Here is a 20,061-nt window from a genome sequence, read left to right as displayed (position 1 = left end):
TGTCCAAGACGGAATTCGACATAGTTGAGTCCCAGGAGGTCTGAGTGGCTGTTTGAAGGGGTGGCCGTGGATTGCGTGAGGAGGGACCGTTCGCGCGGCAGCCCCGCCCGACAAGGCTGGCGAAGGAATCGACCGCCGATTCGTGATTCCAGATCAAAAATGATTTCGCCGGCGACCCGTTTTTCCGCGGCGTCGGGATACCTATATTGGCAGCACTCGCAACGACAACGACGTGGTTGCGGCTCACTCAACCCGATAGGTACCCATGATGAAAACGCTCGTGTCTTCCACGCTGGCCGCACTGATCCTCGCCGCACCGGCCGTTTCGTTCGCGCAGCAGAACGACCACCCACTGACCCGCGCCGAAGTGAAGGCCGAAATGGCCCGCCTCGCGGCCGTCGGCTATACGCCGGCAATGGACCACAACCAGTATCCGGTCGCGATCCTCGCCGCCGAAAAGCGCGTGCGTGAAAACGCCGTCGCACAAGCCGCACCGAACACGGCACCGAGCACGGCGCCGGCCGCCGACACGACCGGCTACGGCAGCGAAGGCGCCGGCGCCAGCGCATCCGGCCGCGCATTGACGATCAACGGCCGCGACTCGATCTACCGCGGTCATTGATCGGCGTCGACGCGCGCGCACCTTGCCCGCCACGCACCCCCGCTCGTCCATCCCCTCCGCATCGCCGGCCCGAATCGCCTGAAAAGGCATTCGGGCCGCGCGTCGTCGCGCTGCGCCCCGCCCGCCGTTCCTGCCCCGCGCATCGTGACCGCACCTCGCGATTCGTGACTGCGCAGTACAAGTTCTTATGTCGCCGCATCCGTTTATCCATCGCGCGCCGCGCACGATACTGCGCACCATCCGGCGCCATGCGCGTCATTCGATACACCGAAGAACATGAACAGCTACCCAGGATTGAAGCGCCTCGCGCGACCGGCCGTGCTGGCCGCCCTTCCGCTCGCCGCGTTGCTCGCGTTGACGGGCTGCCAGTCGGACGACAAGGCGCCGGCCCCGAAGCCGAACGTGATCGTCAGCGCGCCCGTCGCGCGCAACGTGAACGACGTCGACGTCTACACGGGCCGCTTCGAAGCGGTCGACACGGTCGACGTGCGCCCGCGCGTGAGCGGCTATCTCGAACGCGTCGCGTTCCAGGACGGCGCGACCGTGAAGAAAGGCGACCTGTTGTTCGTCATCGATCCGCGCCCGTACCAGGCCGCGGTGACGGCCGCGCAGGGCACGCTCGAACGCGCGCGGTCGCAGTTGAAGCTGAGCCAGCAGGACTTCGAGCGGGCCAGCGTCCTGATCAGGACCGACACCATCGCGCAGAGCCTCTACGACCAGCGCCGCCAGGCCGTGCAAAGCGCGCAGGCCGACGTGACGAGCGCGCAAGGCGCGCTCGAACGCGCGCGGCTCGATCTGTCGTTTACGCGCATCGTCGCGCCGATGTCGGGGCGCATCAGCCGCAAGCGCGTCAGCGAGGGCAACCTCGTGAAGGGCGGCGACAGCGAAGCCACGGTGCTGACGACGATCGTGTCGCAGGATCCGATCGACATCTACTTCGACGTCGACGAGGAAAGCTACCTGCGCTACACGCGCGAAGCCGCGCAACACGGCGGCAGCGCGTCGTCGCGACAGGTGGCGATCGCGCTGCCGGGCGATGCGAAGCCGTCGCTGTCGGGCACGATGGATTTCGTCGACAACCGCCTCGACGACTCGACCGGCACGCTGCGCCAGCGCGCGCGCGTCGCGAATCCGGACGCGCGCCTGAGCCCCGGCCAGTTCGGCCGCGTGTCCCTGTCGAGCCGCGTCGCGCACGCGGCGCTGCTCGTGCCGGATTCGGCCATCGCGACCGATGCGACGCGCCGCGTGCTGTACTTCGTCGACGCGAACGGCACCGTGTCGGTGCGCCCGGTGACGCCCGGCCGCCTGTTCGGCAACCTGCGCGAAATCGATGCGGGGCTGAAGGCCGGCGACCGCGTGATCGTCGACGGCTTCCAGCGCGTGCAGGCGGGCGACAAGGTCAACGCGGTGCCGCGCGCGATCGATGCGGCGCAGATGGAGAATGCGACGAACGTGACGAACGTTGCGACCGCAACCGTTGCGGCGAGCGCCGCGACCGGGAGCGCGCGATGAACCTCGGCCGCCTGTCGGTCCAGCAGCCGGTGCTCGCGATCGTCCTGTCGATCGTGCTGACCATCGCCGGCGCGCTGGCCTATTTCTCGCTCGCGGTGTCCGAGTACCCGGACATCGCGCCGCCCACCGTCGTGATCCAGGCGAGCTACCCGGGCGCATCGGCGGAAACCGTGTCGCAAACCGTCTCGACGCCGATCGAACTCGAAGTGAACGGCGTCGAGGACATGCTGTACATGTATAGCCAGGCGACCTCCGACGGCAGCCTGAACATCACCGCGACGTTCAAGCCGGGCACCGACGTCGACAAGGCGCAGGTGCTGGTGCAGAACCGCGTCGCGCTCGCGACGCCGCGCCTGCCCGAGCCCGTGCAGCGCAGCGGCGTGTCGGTCCGCAAGTCGTCGCCGACGCAGCTCGGCACGATCTTCATCTACTCGCCGGACCAGCGCTACGATCCGCTGTACGTGTCGAACTACGCGATCCGCAACGTCGCCGACGTGCTGAAGCGGATCGACGGCGTCGGCGACATCAACCCGCTCGGCGCGCGCGAATACTCGATGCGCATCTGGCTCGATCCGGAACGCGCCGCATCGTTCGGCCTGAGCCCGCGCGACCTCATCGCCGCGGTGCGCGCGCAGAACACGCAGCTCGCGGGCGGCGTGGTCGCGCAGGCGCCGATCACGAACCAGGCGTTCCAGCCGAACCTGATCTTCGAAGGGCGCCTGAAGCGGCCCGAGGATTTCAGCGACATCGTCGTCAAGCAAGGGCAGGACGGGCGCCTCGTGCGGCTGAAGGACGTCGCGCGCGTCGAGGTCGGCGCGCTCGCGTACTCGACCGACAGCTACATGCTGCGCCATCCGACCGTCGCGCTGCAGGTGCTGCAGCAGCCCGGCGCGAATGCGGTCGCGACGATGGACGCGGTCGAGAAGAAGATGACCGAGCTCGGCAAGGCGTTCCCGAAGGGCATCGTCTACAACATCGGCTACAACCCGACGGCGTTCATCGGCGACAGCATCCACGAACTCGTGAAGACCATCTACGAGGCCGTCGTGCTCGTGGTGTTCGTCGTGCTGCTGTTCCTGCAGGGCTGGCGGCCGTCGATCATTCCGATCCTGTCGATTCCGGTGTCGCTGGTCGGCACGTTCGCGGCGATGGCCGTGCTCGGCTACTCGATCAACAACCTGACGCTGTTCGGCCTCGTGCTCGCGGTGGGGATCGTCGTCGACAACGCGATCGTCGTCGTCGAGAACGTCGAGCGGCATCTATCCTCGGGCGCGGGGCCGCGCGAAGCGACGTTGCTGACGATGCAGGAAGTCGGCGGCGCGCTGTTCGCGATCACGCTCGTGCTGTGCGCGGTGTTCGTGCCGACCTCGTTCATTCCGGGCATCTCCGGCCAGTTCTTCCGCCAGTTCGGCGTGACGATCGCCGTGTCGACCGCGATCTCGTTCTTCACGTCGGTGACGCTCGCGCCGGCGCTGTCCGCGATGATGCTGAAGGCGCACGACAACCAGCACGATGCACCCGCTTCGAGCTCGCGCGCGGCCGCGCTGTTCGCGCCGCTCATGCGCGCGGTGCGGCGTTTCGCGAATGCGTTCAACCGCGTGTTCCAGCGCGTGTCCGACGCGTACGGCGCGCTCGTCAGGAAGCTCGTGCGCATCATCCCCGCGATGAGCGCGCTGTATGTCGTGCTGATCGCGGCGACCGGCTATCTGCTGGTCTCGAGCCCGAAGGGCTTCATTCCCGCGCAGGATCGCGGCTACCTGGTCGTGCTGGTGCGCACGCCGGACGGCGCGACGCTCGAACGCACGAGCGCGGTCGCGCGCAAGATCGAGGACATCGCGCTGTCGGTGCCGGGTGTCGAACGCGTGCCGGTGTTCTCCGGCGTCAACGCGGCCACCGGCACGAACTCGGCGAACAGCGCCGGCCTGTTCCCGGTGTTCAAGCCCTGGCCCGAACGCCGTGCACAGGGCCTGACGATCGATACGATCGCGGCCGAGATGCGCAAGCGCCTCGCCGGCATCACCGAAGCGTCGATCGTCGTCGCGATGCCGCCGCCGGTGCAGGGCCTCGGCAGCACGGGCGGTTTCGCGATGCGGCTGGAAGACCGCAACGGGCTCGGCACCGCCGCGCTCGCGAAGGCGACGCAGGATCTCGTCGCGGCCGCGAACCGCACGCCCGGCATGGTCGGCGTCTATACGCCCTACTCCGCGACCAGTCCGCAGGTGCATGTCGAACTCGACCGAGAGAAGGCGGAGATGCTCGGCGTGCCGAGCCAGGAGATCAACGACGCGGTCGAAACGTATTTCGGCTCGACCTACATCAACGACTTCAACATCGTCGGCCGCACCTATCGCGTCACCGCGCAGGCGGACCTGCCGTTCCGCGTGGATGCGTCCGATCTCGGGCGCCTGAAGGTGCGCAACCACGACGGCGACATGGTGCCGATCGGCAGCGTGACGCGCATCGACGACACGCTCGGCGTCGATCGCGCGCCGCGCTACAACCTGTATCCGGCCACCGAGATCAACGGCGATACCGCGCCGGGGCTCGGTTCCGGCTTTGCGATCAAGACGATGGAAACGCTCGCGAAGCAGGTGCTGCCGCCGGGCATCGCGTTCGAATGGACCGACTTGTCGTACCAGCAGACCACGGCCGGCAACACGGGGCTGCTCGTGTTCCCGCTGTGCGTACTGCTCGTCTATCTCGTGCTCGCCGCGCAGTACGGCAGCTGGAGCCTGCCGGTGTCGATCCTGCTGATCGTGCCGATGTGCCTGCTGGCCGCGTCGCTCGGCGTGCGCGCGCTCGGCCAGGACGTGAACATCCTCACGCAGATCGGCTTCATCGTGCTGGTCGGGCTCGCCGCGAAGAACGCGATCCTGATCGTCGAGGTCGCGCGGCAGCTCGAGGCCGAAGGCACGGAGCTGGTCGACGCGGTGGTCGACGCGTGCGTGCAGCGGCTGCGGCCGATCGTGATGACGTCGCTCGCGTTCATTCTCGGCGTGCTGCCGCTCGTGATCTCCGAAGGCGCCGGCGCGGAAATGCGCCAGGCGGTCGGCGCGGCGGTGTTCTTCGGGATGATCGGCGTGACGTGCTTCGGGCTGCTGTTCACGCCGGTGTTCTATGTGCTGGTCCGCCGGCTCGCGACGCGCAAGTCCGGCGTCGCGGTGGCGGCCGCGGAGGTAGTGCAATGAAGTTGATCCGACTCGTGGCCGCGCTGTCCGCGGCAGCCGTCCTGACCGCGTGCACGAGCGCGCCGGTCGCCACCGTCGCGCCGCCGCCGCTCGCCGCGACCTACGCGAACGCGGAGCTCGCCGCCGCCGGCCCGGCCGCCGCGACCGACGCGTGGTGGCACGGCTTTCACGATCCGATTCTCGACCGGCTGGTCGACCGCGCGCTCGCGAACAACCTCGACCTGAAGGCGGCGGTCGCACGCATCGACGCGGCCCGCGCGGTGCGGATCGGCGCCGCGTCGCAATGGTTCCCGTCGCTCGACCTGAATGCCGATGCCGGCCGCCAGCGGTTGTCCGCGTCGCAGGCATTCCCGACCGATACGTCGACGACCGGCAATGCGTTCGACCTGAATGCGAGCGTCGCGTGGGAAATCGACATCTTCGGGCGCATCCGCCAGGGCGTGTCGGCTGCCGATGCCGACATCGCGTCCGCTCAGAACGACGCGGCGGCGGTGCGGATCGCGACGATCGACGAAACCGTGCGCACCTACGTGACGGTGCGCGGGCTCGAGCAGCGGCTCGCGCTGGTCGAGGCGAACGCGGAAAGCCAGCGCGGCACCGAGGCATCGACGCGACGCCTGTTCGACGCAGGCGTCGTGCCGAGCGCCGACGTCGACCGCGCCGCCGCGCAGGCGGAGACCACGCTCGCGGCGCTGCCCGCGCTGCAGTTGCAGCGGCAGGCGGCCATTCACCGCTTGTCGATCATCACGGCGTCGACGCCGCAGGACGTCTATGCACAACTCGATCCGCCCGCGCCGGCGCCGCTGTGGACGGCAGCGGCGCCGGGGATCGGTACGCCGGCCGACCTGCTGCGCCGCCGGCCCGACGTGCGCGCGGCCGAAGCGCGGGTCGTCGCCGCGTATGCGCGCATCGGTGTGGCCGAAGCCGACCTCAAGCCGCACCTGCAGCTGATCGGCGTGATCGGCGCGGCGATCGACGGCTTCTCCGGCGCGACGCTCGCGCGTTCGCTCGCGTGGATGGCCGGCGCCGGCGCGAGTGCGCCGCTGTTCGACGGCGGGCGGCGCCGCGGCGTCGTCGCGTTGCGCCGCGCGCAGGCCGATCAGGCCGTCGCCGCCTATCGCTCGACCGTGCTCGGCGCGGTCGGCGAGGTCGAAACGTCGGTGGCGGCGACCGCCCGCGATCGCAGCCGGACCGAGCGGCTCGAACGCGCGGTGTCGAATGCGCGCGACGCGTATACGCAGATCAACCGGTCATGGCGCAGCGGCGAATCGGCGTTCATCGACACGCTGGAGGTGCAGCGCTCGCTGCTCGCGGCCGAGGATTCGCTCGCGCAGGCGCGCACCGACGAAATGCTCGCGCAGGTCAGGCTGATGACCGCGCTCGGGCAGTAGGCGTACCGCCCGGGTTCGACCGATGCGCTGCATCGGTCGCATCGGTCGCCATGAAAAAAGGGCGACGTGTCCGATATCGATCGAACACGTCGCCCTTCTTGCGAGGCGACCCTTCGCATGCGGGCCGCATGCGAACCGCTTCAGTCGATGTCGCCGCCGTCCTTCAGTTGCGCGCTCACGTAGTCGAGGAAACTGACGATGCGCGACGACAGCGTCGCATTGCGATAGTAGACCGCGTGAATCGGCTGGCGGAATTCGGCGGTGTCGTCGACCAGCACCTCGACGAGACTGCCGTCGCGGCGATGGGTGCCCGTCATGTAGTCGGCCAGGCACACGATGCCGGCGCCGTTCAGCGCGAGCGTCAGCAGCGTTTCGCCGCTCGACGCCTGCAGCGCGGGCTGGATCCGGTACTCGTCGCCGTCCGCGGTGCGCAGCGGCCAGTGGTTCAGCGTTTCGGGCTGCACGAAGCCGAGCAGCGTATGGTTCGCGAGATCGGCCACGCGCGTCGGCACGCCGGCCTTCTCCAGGTACGCCGGGCTCGCGAGGATGCGCAGCCGGCTGCTGCCGAGCTTGCGCGCGTGCAGCGTCGAGTCGCGCAGCTCGCCGATGCGGATCGCGACGTCGGTGCGCTGTTCGAGCAGGTCGATGATTTCGTCGCTGGTATGCAGTTCGGCCGCGATTGCCGGAAACGCTTCGCGAAAACCCGGCATCATCGGCGCGATCACATGCTGCATGAACGGCATCGCCGCGTTGATCCGCAACCGGCCGGCTTCTCGCGCTGGCTGACGATCTGCTCCTCGGCGAATTCGACCGACGCGATGATCTCGCGCGCGTATTCGAGGAACAGCTTGCCTTCCTCCGTCACTTCGAGCCGGCGCGTCGTGCGGCGAATCAGCGTCGTATCGAGCTTTTCCTCGAGACGCCGCAGGATCCGGCTCATCACCGACGTCGGCTGGTGGAGCTTGTCCGCCGCCCCCGTCAACGAACCGGTATCGGCGATGGTCACGAATGCGAGCATCTCGTCGAGGGTGGTCTTCATGGTCGGGAATCGGTGACGGTTTCAGGAGCCGTCACGATAGTCCGGCCGCCCGCGTTTGATAAGCGGGAGCCGGCGCGAATCATAGTTGATTCAGATTCAAGAATGCGCGGCCAATATTGTCCGATCAATGCGATCGCGGGCCGGTGGACGCACGCGCCCGGGCGGGCGCGTGTTGCGTGTTGCGTGTTGCGGGGAAATGCCGCGGCGTCAGGCCGCGACCGGCATGTCGTGGCGGATCCAGTCCAGCATCGCGCCGTGCTGCGGTGCCCAGCCGAGTTCCTGCCGGGCGCGCACGGCCTTCACGCGGCTGTTCGACGCCAGCGAGAAATGCGCGCGCGCGTGGCCGAGCGCCTGTTCCGCATCGGCGATATCCCACGCGGCGACCGCCGGCAACCCGAGACGCGCGGCGAGCGCCGCACCGATGTCCGCGAACGACGCTTCGCCGTTTTCCGCGAAATACAGCGCGCCGGGCGACGCCTGCCGCAGCGCGCGCACGTAGAGATCGGCGACGTCCTCGACATGCACGTTCGACCAGCGGTTCAGCCCCTTGCCGATCACGCGGACCGCACCGGCCTCGCGCGCGAGCGCCGCGAGCAGCGGCAGCTGCGCGCTGTCGCGCCGGATGCCGAGCCCGTCGCCGTAGATCATGCTGTTGCAGATGACCGCCGAGCGGATGCCGAGCGTCGCCGACGACAACACGAGCTGGTCGATCGCGCGGCGCTCGGGCTTGGCCGGCGCGACGACCGGCGTCGCCTCGTCGAACACCGGCGCGTCGCCGTGCGCGCCCTGCGCATCGTCCGCGATCACGCTGGTGCCGCTCGTGTGCAGGAACGTCTTGCCCGAGCCGCTCAGCGCCGCGACGATCGTCTCGACCGATGCGCGGTGATCGCTGCTCGCCGCATTGATCACGCAATCCGCATCGCTCGCGAACGCATGCAGCAGCGCCGTGTCGTCGAGCGTACCGATGACCGGCATGATGCCGGCCGCCGCGAGTGCCGCGGCCTTCTCGCCGTCGCGCGCCAGCCCGGTGACGACGTGCCCCGCCGATACCAGCCGTGCGGCCACCGAGCCGCCGATGTAGCCGGCCGCGCCCGTCACGAATACCTTGATGCCCTTCATCTGCCGCTCCGATGGCGAGACCGCGCAATTGCCCGCGCCTCGCGGAAATGAGTCGGCCCGCGTGCACCGGTGTCGGATGGGCGCGGGCCGTCGCTGCCGGCCACGCTGCGCGTCGAACCTGCGCAACGCGGCCTTTTGCGTCAGTATCGACGCCGCGTGCCGGCGGCGAAATAGGCCGATCGTGAAAAGAGTTTTGAACCGGGCGGGAAGATCGACGGCGGCGGCGGCAGCCCGCGAAACAGCGACGTGTAGAACGACGCGATGCCGATCGCGATCGAAATCGCCGACACGAGCAGCGTCGTCACCGCGACCTGCGTGATCAGGTAGTCGATCTTGCGTCCACAGGTAAGCGGCCGGGCATACCACGGTCAAATCAGCGGCTGCGTGCCGGGCGTGGTCACGCCTCGCGTCAGTTCCCGGCCGGTCTGCGCCGAACGAACCACCAGTTGAACATAGCTGTTTATCGGCCCGTACGGCGCGAAGAACCGTTCGAGCAGTTTCGTGAACACGACCAAGCTGACTTCTCGCAGCGCGGTCTCGTCGAACGACAGCATGATTTCGATGCCGCGCACGAACGACGGAAACTGACTATCGAGCGACATCCATTTGATCGCCGGCTTGTAGTTCAGACCGGCGATTGCGTCGATGCAGCGCTGCGCAAGCGGCGTCGTGCGCACCGCGTGGAGCCACAGGAATGCTTTCAGGGCCGGCAGCCCGTCCCGCGTCAGATCCAGCGAATGCGGCGATAACGTGGATAGCACACGCCACAACGCGCCGTTGCCGCGCGGCAGCTCGGCCGTCAATGTTGGTCGAGTAATCAACTGAATTGGACAATCCAGCGCCTTGCTTTCGAGCAGCAAATCGCCCACCGAATTGCCGATCGACAAGCGCGCCGGCAAGTCGCGATTTGTCACCGTCGTCACCACATCGATTTGAGGCAGCTTTGGCCGGACCGACTGTCCGTCCAGTCCGACCAGCGACAGCATCATGGTTTGACGACCGGGCGATCCCGCGTCGCGATCACGAAACGCGACCCAATAGACCGTCGCCGAATCAGGGCGTGGATCGTGACTCAGTGCCTGATAGGGTCGCACCAGGGTTCTAGGCCGATCCCTATCGAGCGACACGTCCTCGTCTTTGTCCTTCTTCTTGGACAGCTCGCCCAGATAGACCGCGTCGACCGAATACACGCCCAGCGGCGAACGTTTCGCGAGTCGCATGGGCTGAACCGGATAGGCATCCTGCCCCTTCAACACAATGGGCTGGGCCGGTTGAGAGAAGAGATTCACGACCGGCGTACAAAACAGCTTGAACGCCGTTGCGTCGAGCGACGCGAGCGCCAGCGCAGCGACCGAATCGACGGGCGTATCGCGCAGTACGACGTGCAAGGTCAGCTCCCGAGCATCGGGGGCGCTTGCTGCACGCCGCACGCGGCCGATGTCGAGATCGACGAAATCGAACAGCTCGGGAAACGCGAAGTATTCCAGCAAGTAGCGATAGGTGGTCGCGGTGCGACTGGTGGTTCGGCTTCCCGGCAGCAAGCGGTCGTCATCGGCGAAACCGACCGGTTCGAACGGCACCTTCGATATGGCCTGCCAGCGCCCACATTGATCGACCTCAACATACGCGGCGGCCGCACGCAGCAGCAAAGCATCCAGCAGCGACGAGACAAACGGCCGCTCGCCGGAAAGGTAAACGCGTATGGGGCCGTCAGCAATGGCCGCCGTGAACGGGCCGGCGGCCGACGTGAAACTGATCGACAGCACGCCAGTTGCGTCGGCGGGCAATCTCACGGCCGACGGTGCCAGCGTCGTCGGTGCATACCGTGCGGACCGGATTTGCAATGGCGAGATGGTCACGTCGTAGGCCGACCGGAATCGCACCGGGGCTGTGCGTGCATTCAACTCCACGCCACGCGGCACGACGACCGGCTCTGTCAGTTGGCCGACGATCGCCCGTGGTTCGAATCGGGCAATCGCGCACGATGGCACCGTGCGCAGATAATGCGGGTGGACAACCTCAAGCAACGCCTCCGTGAATTCGGGATAATCGTCGGCCAGCTTCGAGTCGAGGTGCGCGGCAAGAAACGAAAAGGTCTGAATCAGACGCGTCACATGCGGATCGTCGGTCCGGCCGCTCTGGATGCCCAGCCGAGCGGCAATCTTCGGATAGCGGATCGCGAAATCGCCCAACGCCCGCGCGAACAACCCGAGTTCGTATTCGTAATGCGACAGCAGGTGATCCATTCAGCTACAGCCCCAGTCGATCGGGACGCACGAGCGTTGGGCCGACGAAGATAAGTTTGCGCAATGCCGCTTCTGGCCCGTATGGCTGCATCCGGAAGTGTGGCCGCCGCCAGTGGCCGCTTACTTCGCGCTGTACGCTGTCCGATGGGACTGATCCGGCGGCCTCGGCGTCGAGAATCGCGGGGCCGACGACATGGCGATCGTAGAGTTGTTCGATTTCGGCGAGCCGTTCCGTGCGCTTGCGCTTGCCGAGCCCGGGAAAGTGTCGCGGCGCGTTCGAATAGGCGCGATCGTGCACAACCTGCGCGTCGCGTGCGTTGAGGTACAGCAACATCTTGATCGCATAGTTCAGGGCGTCGCGCCAGAACTGCTGAGCGTCGGGAGGATCGGGCATTCCGTCAGCCGCGGGCTGTTGAAACAACTCATCCACCAATTCACGGATCGTCTTGTCGAGGTCCTCCAGCGGCAGCGTGATCGAATCCATCGTCGCGCCTTCGCTGCGGCCGCCGGCCATTATCCATGTCGCAAATCCGATCGACCGCTCGTTCTTGAAAATCGCGATCGCCTCGATGTCGCCGGCTTGTTTCCAGCGGGTAGGTTTGGGAATGATGCATAGCGTATCGGTCGGCATCCTGAGCATGCCGATCGGCACATCCTCCGCGATATAGGCGGCGTCGAGCAGGCGGTGCAGCGGTGGGGTCGGCTCGTAAAAAACCCCTTTGCGTACCTCGAACGCGAGCCACACGGCGCTGTACTGAGCGACCCCGGCGAGTGCGTCGGCCGAGCGGCCGTCAGCACCATGCGGCAAGAGGTCCCGCGTGAAACGGTCGAAATAGCGCGTCAAACGAAGGATGCCGTGCGAGCGCAACATCTCGGTTAGCGTCGGTGACGCAACGCGATCCGTTGTGGTTCGCAACGCGTCCCACGCGGCAAGCGCACCCGTAACCCGATAGCGAACTGGTCCAGGCAGGCGAGCGAGCTTTGAGTCGGTGATGGCGTCGCCCGAGCGCATCAGCGCGGTCACGAGCCGCTGGCGAATATCGGTTCGCAGCGCTTGACGCTGAGCCTCCGAAATCAAAACGGGATTGCGTGACGGCGCACCCGTCAAAGTTACTTTCTCCACCCGACCTAGCGAATCGCTCATGCGCGATACCTCTATTCAAGCGACGAAATCAGTCGCGCCCCGCACTCCGTCAGATCGTCGTGAAAGGCGACCGGCGTGCCGTGATGGTTGCGGGTGCTGTCTTGAGGAATGATCCTGAACTGCCCGCCACACTTCGGACACCATGTCAGGTGATCCTTCAGCGCAACCGGAACGCCCAGCGCCGTCAAATCGTCGCTCGCGGTGATCACTTCGCCGCCGTGGGTCGTCTTGTCGTGCAGGCGAATCACGCCACGTCCGTTTTCATCCTTCATCATCCTTTCCGCATCGTTTGCATTACCATGCTGTTGAACTAGCGAGACCCGATCGGTACTTCATCCAGGTCAACCGTCGCTCTTCGGAGCGACTCCGCTAAAAGTTTTCGGATGCTGAGCATTGGCGCAAACGCGATTCCACCCGGAGAATTCGAACGCGGTCGCATACCTGCCTCCACTGCTTTCATCACGAATCCCGTAATTCGACTCGGGCTTCTCCAGGTTGAGCGGGCCATAGTCGGAGAGAGACGGATCATCCGAATGGACCACATAGATAAAGCGCACTCGAACTGGTTTGCCATCCTGTTTTTTGTAGGTGGCGTATCCACAAATGAACGTGCGCTTGTAGTTCGGCGTTCGACTTATTCCATGCAAATCGGGAGTGCTTTCGTACAAGTCGAAAAACTCGATGTCCTTGTCATCGGACAGTGCTGCCCGAACCACTTTTTCCGCAGCATCATATTTTGCGGACGCACTTGGCGTGTATCCGACGAACAATGCAAGCGCGGCGGCTAGCGTCGCTACGATTCGCCTTTCTGTCATGCCGGAAACCCTCGTCATCAATCACCGTTAGCTACGGGCCACCGCGTGCATCATGTTGGCACCAGGATTCTCGAGCCAAGCTGCTGCATACATTCTGCCATCAGGTTCTCCCACCCAGTCTTCGACCCGTGCTTTCGGATCATTCGGGTACTCACCGCGCTGTTGGGCCAGAACGGTATCGCCCCATCCGACAGGCGTTCCGGAGCGGGGTTCCGCGTACGGATCGTCGGGAGCAATCGCAGAGATCTTCTCGATCGCGGCAGGCCAGACGGGTTCGCGGCACGTTGCATTCGCAAGGATTCGCATGACGGTGAAAACCAGAATCAGCGGCATCATCAACAGACGAATGAAGACCGGCGCACGCATCCCAAAGCTATACAACGAAAACAGGAACGACTCACGCGGCGTCTCATGCTGCGTGTGAAACAGCATCGGTTTAGGCAAGCCGTTCGGGCCGTCGTTCATGTATGCGCACCAGTAGTTCCACTGCGCGAGTGCCATTTCGACCTGTCGCTTGCCGGTCCATTCCCTACCGATCGAAAACACACGGATGACATTGCCGTGGTCGTCAACCGTATAGTGCCGAATGTGGAAGATCGTGCCAAAGGACGTGTCTTCGCGATGCAGGCAAAAGATCGAATCTTCCGTCCACGGTGCTTCCCAAACGACATCACCCTCGCCGGACTTCGCGAAGAAGCGGCGAGCGCGCATCGCAAACAGCTTGCGGGTGTCACGATGAAAGCGGATCGGGCGATAGCGCAATCCAAAGAACAGGCCGCGCCCAAGTTTCCAGACTATTGTGCCGAAAAGGGCTACCGGGATAATCGCTACGCAATTAAATACAAACATCCAAAACGCAGGAGCTGGATCGGCGTGCGTTACGAGATAGATATATGGACCAATTCCAATACCCAGAAAGGCCACTACAGCGCCGGTAATGAACCACTGTCGTTCGAGAAAGGACGGCTCGATTACGTCCATGTAGGTTGAATTGACGCTGAACGTTGCCCCGAAATCCTGAACGTCTGGGCCAACAGCTCGATTGATCGGCAGGCGATGCGCCAGATCCCACTCCGGTACTGGTTTGCCGATGCATTTTTTCATGACGCGCTCGTCCACGTGTCAGCCTCCCGCCGCCGAGTTAAATGCCTTGAGTTCCGCCTCAAGCGAATCGTAGTGTTCCCCCTTGCTGAACTTGCTGCGTGATACCCAGTCTTTGAGCGCCGACGCTTTGAAAATCGCGATCGCGATACCTACTAAGATGGATAGGACCAAGGCAGGCCAGAACAGGGGCAGGCTGAAGAATGCAGCAACCGCAACGTACACGCCTAGAACTCCGCTGAAAGCGTAGAGAGTAGTCAGACCATATTCTTTATTGGCATATGCCTCTGGCATGTTCTTGAAGATGTCATACCCGGCTAGCACGATGCCTGCGAGCGCACCAAGGCCGCGGCCGACCTTCGCTCCGACTTCGGCCCATTCGCTTGCACCGGCCCACTGCTTCATGATGAACGCCGATAGCGGATGAGCCGGTGCTTTCGCCACGGTTTCCGACGCGGTTTCAATGACGGTCCCGACGATCGAAACGACAGCGCCGACCGCCTTCAGACCGGTTTCGCCTTGGCTAAACTGATCACTGTCCGCCCAATCTTTCGCCGCGAAGGTGAGCGTCGCCATCTGGAATATCACCGTCACGACGCCGAGATTGAACTCCCGGGCCGAGCCGAGCCACTTCTTGGCGGTGTCCACGCCCGGAACCCTGACGGCCTTGATCGCGCTAGCCTCTAGTTTCCCGTCCCGAACCAGCGCGTCGACGTCCATCTCGTACGCAACGACATTCGGATCACTGGGTGGTGCCGTCTTCAGGACCTGTTTCCCGACTTGGGTCGCCGACGCGCGCTGTTCGGTCCGGTTGCCGTCCAGTTTGACACCCAACTCCCTGGCTTGCTGCAGAGCCCAATCACGAATTGCAAGCTTGCTGACTTGTGACGGTTTGAGTCGAACACCGGACTGTATCGCCAAACGAATGGTCACGAAACCGAGCGCGGCACCCCGTGTGGCCTTCGTGAGTACGCCAACGATCTGATTGGCGGTCGTCACGATGAGCCGATCGCGCAAGTTGGCCGCGTTGCCAAGATTTTCGATCTTCTTGAACGCTTCCTTGTAGAGGTTCAGGAAGTTCTCGTACTGGATATCAGAACCGTGCACCTGTGCATCCGCCGACTTCATCAGCGTGTCCTGATTGAACATCAGGGCGCGCACGTACAGATTGCGGATGTTCGAAGCCTGACCGTTCAGCCAGTCGTCGAGGGCTTTCTTGCAGGGCTCAGTACCGACCGCCGAGCCGATCACCTGCGCACACGACTCACTGTACGCATAGCCGCTCCGGAGATCCTGCGAATCGTGAACACCCGCCATCCATTCGGCGAGCAATTGCGACTTGAGCCAATCCGCATGCGCCTGCACTAGCGGCTGCCACTTCGGCTTGAAGGCTTCGAGCGCTTGTTGATACTCCTGCGGGAAGCGTTTCAACGCCTCTTCATCAAGCACGCTGGTTCGCTTCCCATCGGGACCGACCTTGAACGCTGCATCCTCCCACGCCTCGTTCGCCGCCTCTTCCTGCGTTGCAGGGACGTTCTCGGTCTTTCGGTCTTCCTCCTTCATCGCCTGCTCAAGACTTCCCGTCCTAATCCAGGAGCGCATCACGTGGAAAAACCCAATCGCATCCGGCGCGATTGGTGCGCCAACCTTCATATTGACCGCATTGGCGTCCGCGATGGTTTTCGAGGTTCCATAGGTCAGTCCGGTAACGGCCTTCGCGTTCGCTCGAATTCCCGCTTCAGCACGTCCGAGCAGTTGCGCCGATGTCCACTTCCAATACACCTGCTCGTCGAAACCGTTGTTCAGGTTGGGAACCGTCAGTTCCGCGAGATCGTTAGTGAGGCCGACAGGGTCGTTGACCGCGACCACAAAGCCTTTCTTGTTCGGAGATTCAGCCATCGCATCACCGATTCGTTTGGCGACGTTGCGCTGACGTAGACGAATCTCGTCCTTGGGCGCGCGGTTGCTAAAACCGAACGCAGCCTTCATCGCCTGAGCATCCATCGCGAAATGCGCGATCTTGCTCTGGGTGGCTTGAAATTCGCCCGTATCGGTCGCGCCCCCGGCCAGCATCGCGGAAACGTTGATGCACTGCATATGCTGCTTGCGCCAAGCGGCGTCATTGATTTTGTTGTGTACGAGGTCCTTGGTCCATCGCACATTCGACCAGCCAATCCAGAGGTTGGTCGCTTCGTCACTGCCGGGCGTGTGTTCGACGCTCACACAACGGCCAAACGATTCGAAAGCCAAGTCTCCGTTCATCGCGCAACCTTGGGTAAGCGCGTTCTCCGCGTCGCCCGGTGGCGGCGTCACGTCCGGCGGGAAATTCCACATGATCCCGTCGTCAAGAACCATATAGGCGGCCAGCTTCTTCCGCTTCTCATCGTACGTGTACAGATAGCCAGGACGCAATGCGCGCAGCGTGTACTTGGCGGTGGCAACGGCCTGAGGGGCGCGCCCGTCGATCCGAAAATTGCCGGACAGGGCCGGCGCTTTGGATGCGCCACGTGGGCACGCGATCGCGTATCGGACGGGATAGATCAGCAGCGACTGGCGATCGCAAAGCGGACAGCCTTTAGTGGTCGGCATGGGTTGATCCTCGGAATTTCATGGTATGAAGTGACAGTCTTTATTCGGTCGCGAAAGCGTGCCGCATACGTTGAACCGCATCCTCGACGAGCGCATCGGTGGTCATCGCGTCCTGTCCGCCCGCCGAGCACAAGACCCCATCGAGCGCAGCCGGCAACTGCGCTGCCTGATCGACCGACAGTAGCGGCAGCCGGCGGCGAATCTGGTCGGCGATCTCGCTGCGGTTGATGCGTGGCCACTGGTCAAGGCGCGGCCAGCCCGACGATTGATCGTCCGGCGGCACAATTTCGGCACCTAGGCCGGCGCTGCGCCAGCGATGGCCGGCCCAAGCGAAGCACCATTCGTGGACGGGTCCCAAGAGGGCCAGCCGCTGGGTCGGATCGAACACCGCCAGCGTGAGGCTCAAGACACGCGGATCGTAGTACCGCCAGAACACTGGCTGCCCGCCCTCGCCGGGACCGACCAGATACCGCACGATGTGTTCGGCGAGCGCATCGACATCCACGGCGCTGTCGATCCACGCGCAAATTGCGGGCGGTCGTTCAACCTCCAGTTCCTCTTGCCATCGTTCGGTCGCAATCCGTCGCCCCTCCAGATCGAGCGCGGCCAGGTCGATCAACCGTGGCATCAGTTCTTCGCGATGGGCCAGCGCGCGTGGCGTGCAGGCACGCATGTCGAGCGCGGCTAGATCAGGCACGTGCGCGAGAGTCGCAGGTTCCACCAGCAGGAATCCGGTCGTCATTAGTTCCTGATGATCGGGTACAGCCTGCATCGGGGGCATGGGTGTTGTCATTCGGTCATCCATCAAGCGAGCGCGATCGACGCTTGGCCAGTTTGTGCGGCGCCGTCAGCCAATTGCGAGCACAAGTCCGATCCAGGGAACTGCGCCGGCATGCTCTGCGGCCCCACCGTATCGTGGCTGCCCGCATGAATCTTGTTCTCGCCGGGCGTGTAACCCACGATACCTTTCGCGCTCACTTCGAGCTGGCTATTACCGGCCGTCAAGCGAATGCCCTGCTTCGCGGTGATGTTGATCCAGTCCGTCGTGCTGATGATCGACAGGACCTTCTTCGCGAGCAGTTCCAGCTCGTCGTTTTCCGCATGCACCTGCACCTTGCCGCTCGCCGCAATTAGCTTCATGCCCATCTTGTGCACGAACAGCGAGAACTTGTCCGATACGCTGGCGAAGAACGATTTGCCCGTCGCGACCGACACGCTTTCGCCGGCCGTGACCGCTACGTGCTGCCCGCCCGTGACGTGCGCCGTCGCGGGCGTCGTGACGGCGATGCCGGCCGCGCCAGCCAATAGCAGATGCGCTTCATTGAGTTCAGGGAAGTCGCCCTTGTCACTGCTGACCGTCGCACCCGCGCCCTGGATACCATCCACCTGCGATTTCAGCGCGTCGGCAATCGGTGTCTGGTCCCCTCCGTTGTCCTGTGCCTGATAGTGCTGCGCGAGCTTGGCCGATTGCGCATGTAACGTTTGCGCTCTGGTCAGGCGCGATGCCGGTTCGCCAACGTCAGAGAGGTGCCCTTGCGCGGCGGGACGCACCTCGGTGCTGATCACCATGCCCTTGCCGGTGCGGATCGCGCCAACCTCGTCGGTACGCAGCTCGAAGCCCTCGCCCCGGGCATCCTTGCGTCCCTGCCAGTCTTCGATGCGAGTGATCTTGCCGAGCGAGAGCTGGCTCGCCGCATGGTCGGACCGAAGTTGCGTCTGAATGGCGCTCGCCGTATCGTCGAAAATCAGGTGATTGCTGCGGCCGGACGATGCGTTGCCGTCCGCACCATTCAGCTCCCGGCTGCGAATGCCCATCAGCGCATTCTCGTCCGGCAGTTTCCACGACGGTACGTTGCGCGCGTTCATCACGCGGCCCGTGATAATCGGGTGGTCCGGATTGCCGTCGAGCCATTGCACGACCACTTCGGAACCGATGCGGGGCAGCGCTGCCATCCCTTGGCCGCCGCCGGCCCAGCCGCTTACGACCCGCACCCATGTCGAATACTTGCCGTCGCGATCCCAGTGGAATTGAACCAGGACACGGCCGTGCTCATCGGTATGGATGCTCGTGCCGGACTGGCCGACAACGGTCGCTGTCTGCGGCGCGAGAATCTTCGTGTCGACGCTGTTGAAGCCACGTCCGGGCCGCCACGGGGTTGCCTTGGGAACACACGTGAACTCGTTGCGGTATTCCGCGAGCACACCGGTGTCTTGCAGATAGTTGTTGGTCGCCACGTGCCGAACCGCAACGATCAGGTATTCATCGTCACTCTGATCGCGGCTCAGCGCCGAACCGTAACGGTCCGTCAGTCGGAACCAGCGCCCCGGCTGCACGAAGCGATTGTTGCCCTTCGCATCGAAGCGCTTGATCGTCGCTTCGATTTCCTCCATCCGGCGATTGACGACCTGATAGCCATGCTCCATGTTCCGATAGCCGTACGCGCCGGCGTACTCGTTCCATTCGAGCTGCGGCAGCGCGGCTTCCGGGCTCGACAGGCTCGTTTGAACATGGGTCGGCGTCGGGCTCTTGAAGTCGAAACGGGACAGTTCCGCATGCGTCGACGTGGTCTGCTGGAACGGGGACCAGCTCAGAATGCTGTCCGATTCCTCGGCACCCATGCCATTGTGGAAACGGATTTCGTGAACCTTGCCGTCGATTGCAGGCGCGGGACGCGTCGGATCGGAGACGGTCAGCTTGTGCGACGTGGCCGTGTGCTCGTACCAGTACAGATAGCCGGCGTGTTCCCAGCGCCGATGCACGTAATTGTGATCGTCTTCGTCGAACTGACAGGCCATCGTCATACGCGGATCGCCTTCGCCGACCTGCCAATCCCATTCGGGCAACGCGCCGTAGTCCTGGAAGATCGCCGCAGTCTGGTCGTGCAGGTTCTGATCGAGGAACAGGCGATTGTGCTGGCTGTACTTCAGATAGCGCAGCCACGGGCCGACGCGCGCCTCATAGAAAACCCAGCCGCCGTCCGTGCGAACGTGTCGGAATGCAAAAATATAACCGTTGAAATAACGCTGGCTGCCGTCGCCACGTGCCAAGCTGGCCGTCACGCGCTTGCCGATGAAATCCTTCGGCGCGAGGTGGTCGTTGTCCGACAGGATTTCGATCTTGTACGCGAAATCCTTTGATAGCGCTTCAACCGCCTCGAATGCGTTCGGCAGCAGGATTCTGTAAGGCGCGTTATCGTCCGGAAAGCTGATTTGCACTTGCCGGTTGTGCTGCGGCCCCAGCGCAAGGTCTCTCAGGGCTTGTGCCGTGTTCTGCATTGTTTTTTATCCGTTGATC

14 protein-coding genes and 1 pseudogene are annotated in these 20,061 nt (G+C 64.2%); 4 read left to right on the top strand and 11 right to left on the bottom strand.

The window, feature by feature from the left end:
* Nucleotides 1-265: 265 nt before the first annotated feature.
* From U5771_RS15875 to U5771_RS15860, 4 genes are all read left to right on the top strand, one after another.
* Complete coding sequence (locus tag U5771_RS15875; RefSeq protein WP_322024850.1) at nucleotides 266-622, top strand: DUF4148 domain-containing protein; 357 nt, start codon at nucleotides 266-268, stop codon at nucleotides 620-622.
* 276 nt (nucleotides 623-898) lie between these two features.
* The gene (locus U5771_RS15870) at nucleotides 899-2,134 is read left to right on the top strand and encodes an efflux RND transporter periplasmic adaptor subunit (RefSeq protein WP_322024849.1); all 1,236 of its coding nucleotides are present in this window, start codon (nucleotides 899-901) and stop codon (nucleotides 2,132-2,134) included.
* Nucleotides 2,131-5,322 (top strand): multidrug efflux RND transporter permease subunit, encoded by a 3,192-nt coding sequence (locus U5771_RS15865; protein ID WP_322024848.1) that lies wholly within the window; start codon nucleotides 2,131-2,133, stop codon nucleotides 5,320-5,322. The genes U5771_RS15870 and U5771_RS15865 overlap by 4 nt, the downstream gene beginning before the upstream one ends.
* Nucleotides 5,319-6,713: an efflux transporter outer membrane subunit gene (locus tag U5771_RS15860; RefSeq protein WP_322024847.1), complete on the top strand. Its 1,395-nt coding sequence runs from the start codon at nucleotides 5,319-5,321 to the stop codon at nucleotides 6,711-6,713. Before U5771_RS15865 ends, U5771_RS15860 begins: the two co-directional genes overlap by 4 nt.
* 140 nt (nucleotides 6,714-6,853) lie before the next feature.
* Here the strand turns inward: U5771_RS15860 and U5771_RS15855 are convergent.
* From U5771_RS15855 to U5771_RS15805, 11 genes and pseudogenes are all read right to left on the bottom strand, one after another.
* A pseudogene (locus tag U5771_RS15855) lies at nucleotides 6,854-7,752 on the bottom strand (LysR substrate-binding domain-containing protein).
* A 207-nt stretch (nucleotides 7,753-7,959) separates the two neighbouring features.
* A complete protein-coding gene (locus tag U5771_RS15850; RefSeq protein WP_322024846.1) occupies nucleotides 7,960-8,871 on the bottom strand; it encodes an NAD-dependent epimerase/dehydratase family protein in 912 nt (303 codons plus the stop codon).
* Between the two features lie 140 nt (nucleotides 8,872-9,011).
* Entirely contained in the window at nucleotides 9,012-9,176 is a 165-nt protein-coding gene (locus tag U5771_RS15845) for a hypothetical protein (protein ID WP_322024845.1), read from the bottom strand.
* Nucleotides 9,177-9,239: 63 nt separating this feature from the next.
* Nucleotides 9,240-11,117 (bottom strand): type VI secretion system baseplate subunit TssF, encoded by a 1,878-nt coding sequence (gene tssF, locus U5771_RS15840; protein ID WP_322024844.1) that lies wholly within the window; start codon nucleotides 11,115-11,117, stop codon nucleotides 9,240-9,242.
* Between the two features lie 4 nt (nucleotides 11,118-11,121).
* Nucleotides 11,122-12,261, bottom strand: a complete 1,140-nt coding sequence (locus tag U5771_RS15835; RefSeq protein WP_322024843.1) for a hypothetical protein — start codon at nucleotides 12,259-12,261, stop codon at nucleotides 11,122-11,124.
* 11 nt (nucleotides 12,262-12,272) lie between these two features.
* The gene (locus U5771_RS15830) at nucleotides 12,273-12,533 is read right to left on the bottom strand and encodes a PAAR domain-containing protein (protein ID WP_322024878.1); all 261 of its coding nucleotides are present in this window, start codon (nucleotides 12,531-12,533) and stop codon (nucleotides 12,273-12,275) included.
* Nucleotides 12,534-12,602: 69 nt separating this feature from the next.
* On the bottom strand, nucleotides 12,603-13,094 hold the full coding sequence (locus U5771_RS15825; RefSeq protein WP_322024842.1) for a hypothetical protein: 492 nt from the start codon (nucleotides 13,092-13,094) through the stop codon (nucleotides 12,603-12,605).
* 9 nt (nucleotides 13,095-13,103) lie between these two features.
* On the bottom strand, nucleotides 13,104-14,180 hold the full coding sequence (locus tag U5771_RS15820) for a DUF6708 domain-containing protein (RefSeq protein WP_322024841.1): 1,077 nt from the start codon (nucleotides 14,178-14,180) through the stop codon (nucleotides 13,104-13,106).
* A gap of 18 nt (nucleotides 14,181-14,198) precedes the next feature.
* Nucleotides 14,199-16,766, bottom strand: coding sequence for a T6SS effector BTH_I2691 family protein (locus U5771_RS15815; protein WP_322024840.1), 2,568 nt, complete (start codon nucleotides 16,764-16,766; stop codon nucleotides 14,199-14,201).
* 40 nt (nucleotides 16,767-16,806) lie between these two features.
* A complete protein-coding gene (locus U5771_RS15810; RefSeq protein WP_322024839.1) occupies nucleotides 16,807-17,508 on the bottom strand; it encodes a DUF4123 domain-containing protein in 702 nt (233 codons plus the stop codon).
* Nucleotides 17,509-17,570: 62 nt separating this feature from the next.
* Nucleotides 17,571-20,042 (bottom strand): type VI secretion system Vgr family protein, encoded by a 2,472-nt coding sequence (locus tag U5771_RS15805; RefSeq protein WP_322024838.1) that lies wholly within the window; start codon nucleotides 20,040-20,042, stop codon nucleotides 17,571-17,573.
* Between the last annotated feature and the right edge of the window lie 19 nt (nucleotides 20,043-20,061).

Origin of the sequence: Burkholderia sp. BCC1977, assembly GCF_905339595.1 — a bacterium.
Classification (GTDB): Bacteria; Pseudomonadota; Gammaproteobacteria; order Burkholderiales; family Burkholderiaceae; genus Burkholderia.
The sequence above is the reverse complement of the archived record's forward strand: the minus strand, read 5'-3'. Positions and strand labels throughout refer to the sequence as shown.

Excerpts from the sequence above, each read along its gene's own strand:
- U5771_RS15865 (WP_322024848.1), top strand. The coding sequence starts at position 2,131 with ATGAACCTCGGCCGCCTGTCGGTCCAGCAGCCGGTGCTCGCGATCGTC.
- U5771_RS15825 (WP_322024842.1), bottom strand. The coding sequence starts at position 13,094 with ATGACGAGGGTTTCCGGCATGACAGAAAGGCGAATCGTAGCGACGCTA.
- U5771_RS15820 (WP_322024841.1), bottom strand. The coding sequence starts at position 14,180 with ATGAAAAAATGCATCGGCAAACCAGTACCGGAGTGGGATCTGGCGCAT.
- U5771_RS15850 (WP_322024846.1), bottom strand. The coding sequence starts at position 8,871 with ATGAAGGGCATCAAGGTATTCGTGACGGGCGCGGCCGGCTACATCGGC.
- tssF (WP_322024844.1), bottom strand. The coding sequence starts at position 11,117 with ATGGATCACCTGCTGTCGCATTACGAATACGAACTCGGGTTGTTCGCG.
- U5771_RS15810 (WP_322024839.1), bottom strand. The coding sequence starts at position 17,508 with ATGACGACCGGATTCCTGCTGGTGGAACCTGCGACTCTCGCGCACGTG.
- U5771_RS15860 (WP_322024847.1), top strand. The coding sequence starts at position 5,319 with ATGAAGTTGATCCGACTCGTGGCCGCGCTGTCCGCGGCAGCCGTCCTG.
- U5771_RS15875 (WP_322024850.1), top strand. The coding sequence starts at position 266 with ATGATGAAAACGCTCGTGTCTTCCACGCTGGCCGCACTGATCCTCGCC.
- U5771_RS15830 (WP_322024878.1), bottom strand. The coding sequence starts at position 12,533 with ATGAAGGATGAAAACGGACGTGGCGTGATTCGCCTGCACGACAAGACG.
- U5771_RS15805 (WP_322024838.1), bottom strand. The coding sequence starts at position 20,042 with ATGCAGAACACGGCACAAGCCCTGAGAGACCTTGCGCTGGGGCCGCAG.
- U5771_RS15870 (WP_322024849.1), top strand. The coding sequence starts at position 899 with ATGAACAGCTACCCAGGATTGAAGCGCCTCGCGCGACCGGCCGTGCTG.
- U5771_RS15815 (WP_322024840.1), bottom strand. The coding sequence starts at position 16,766 with ATGCCGACCACTAAAGGCTGTCCGCTTTGCGATCGCCAGTCGCTGCTG.
- U5771_RS15835 (WP_322024843.1), bottom strand. The coding sequence starts at position 12,261 with ATGAGCGATTCGCTAGGTCGGGTGGAGAAAGTAACTTTGACGGGTGCG.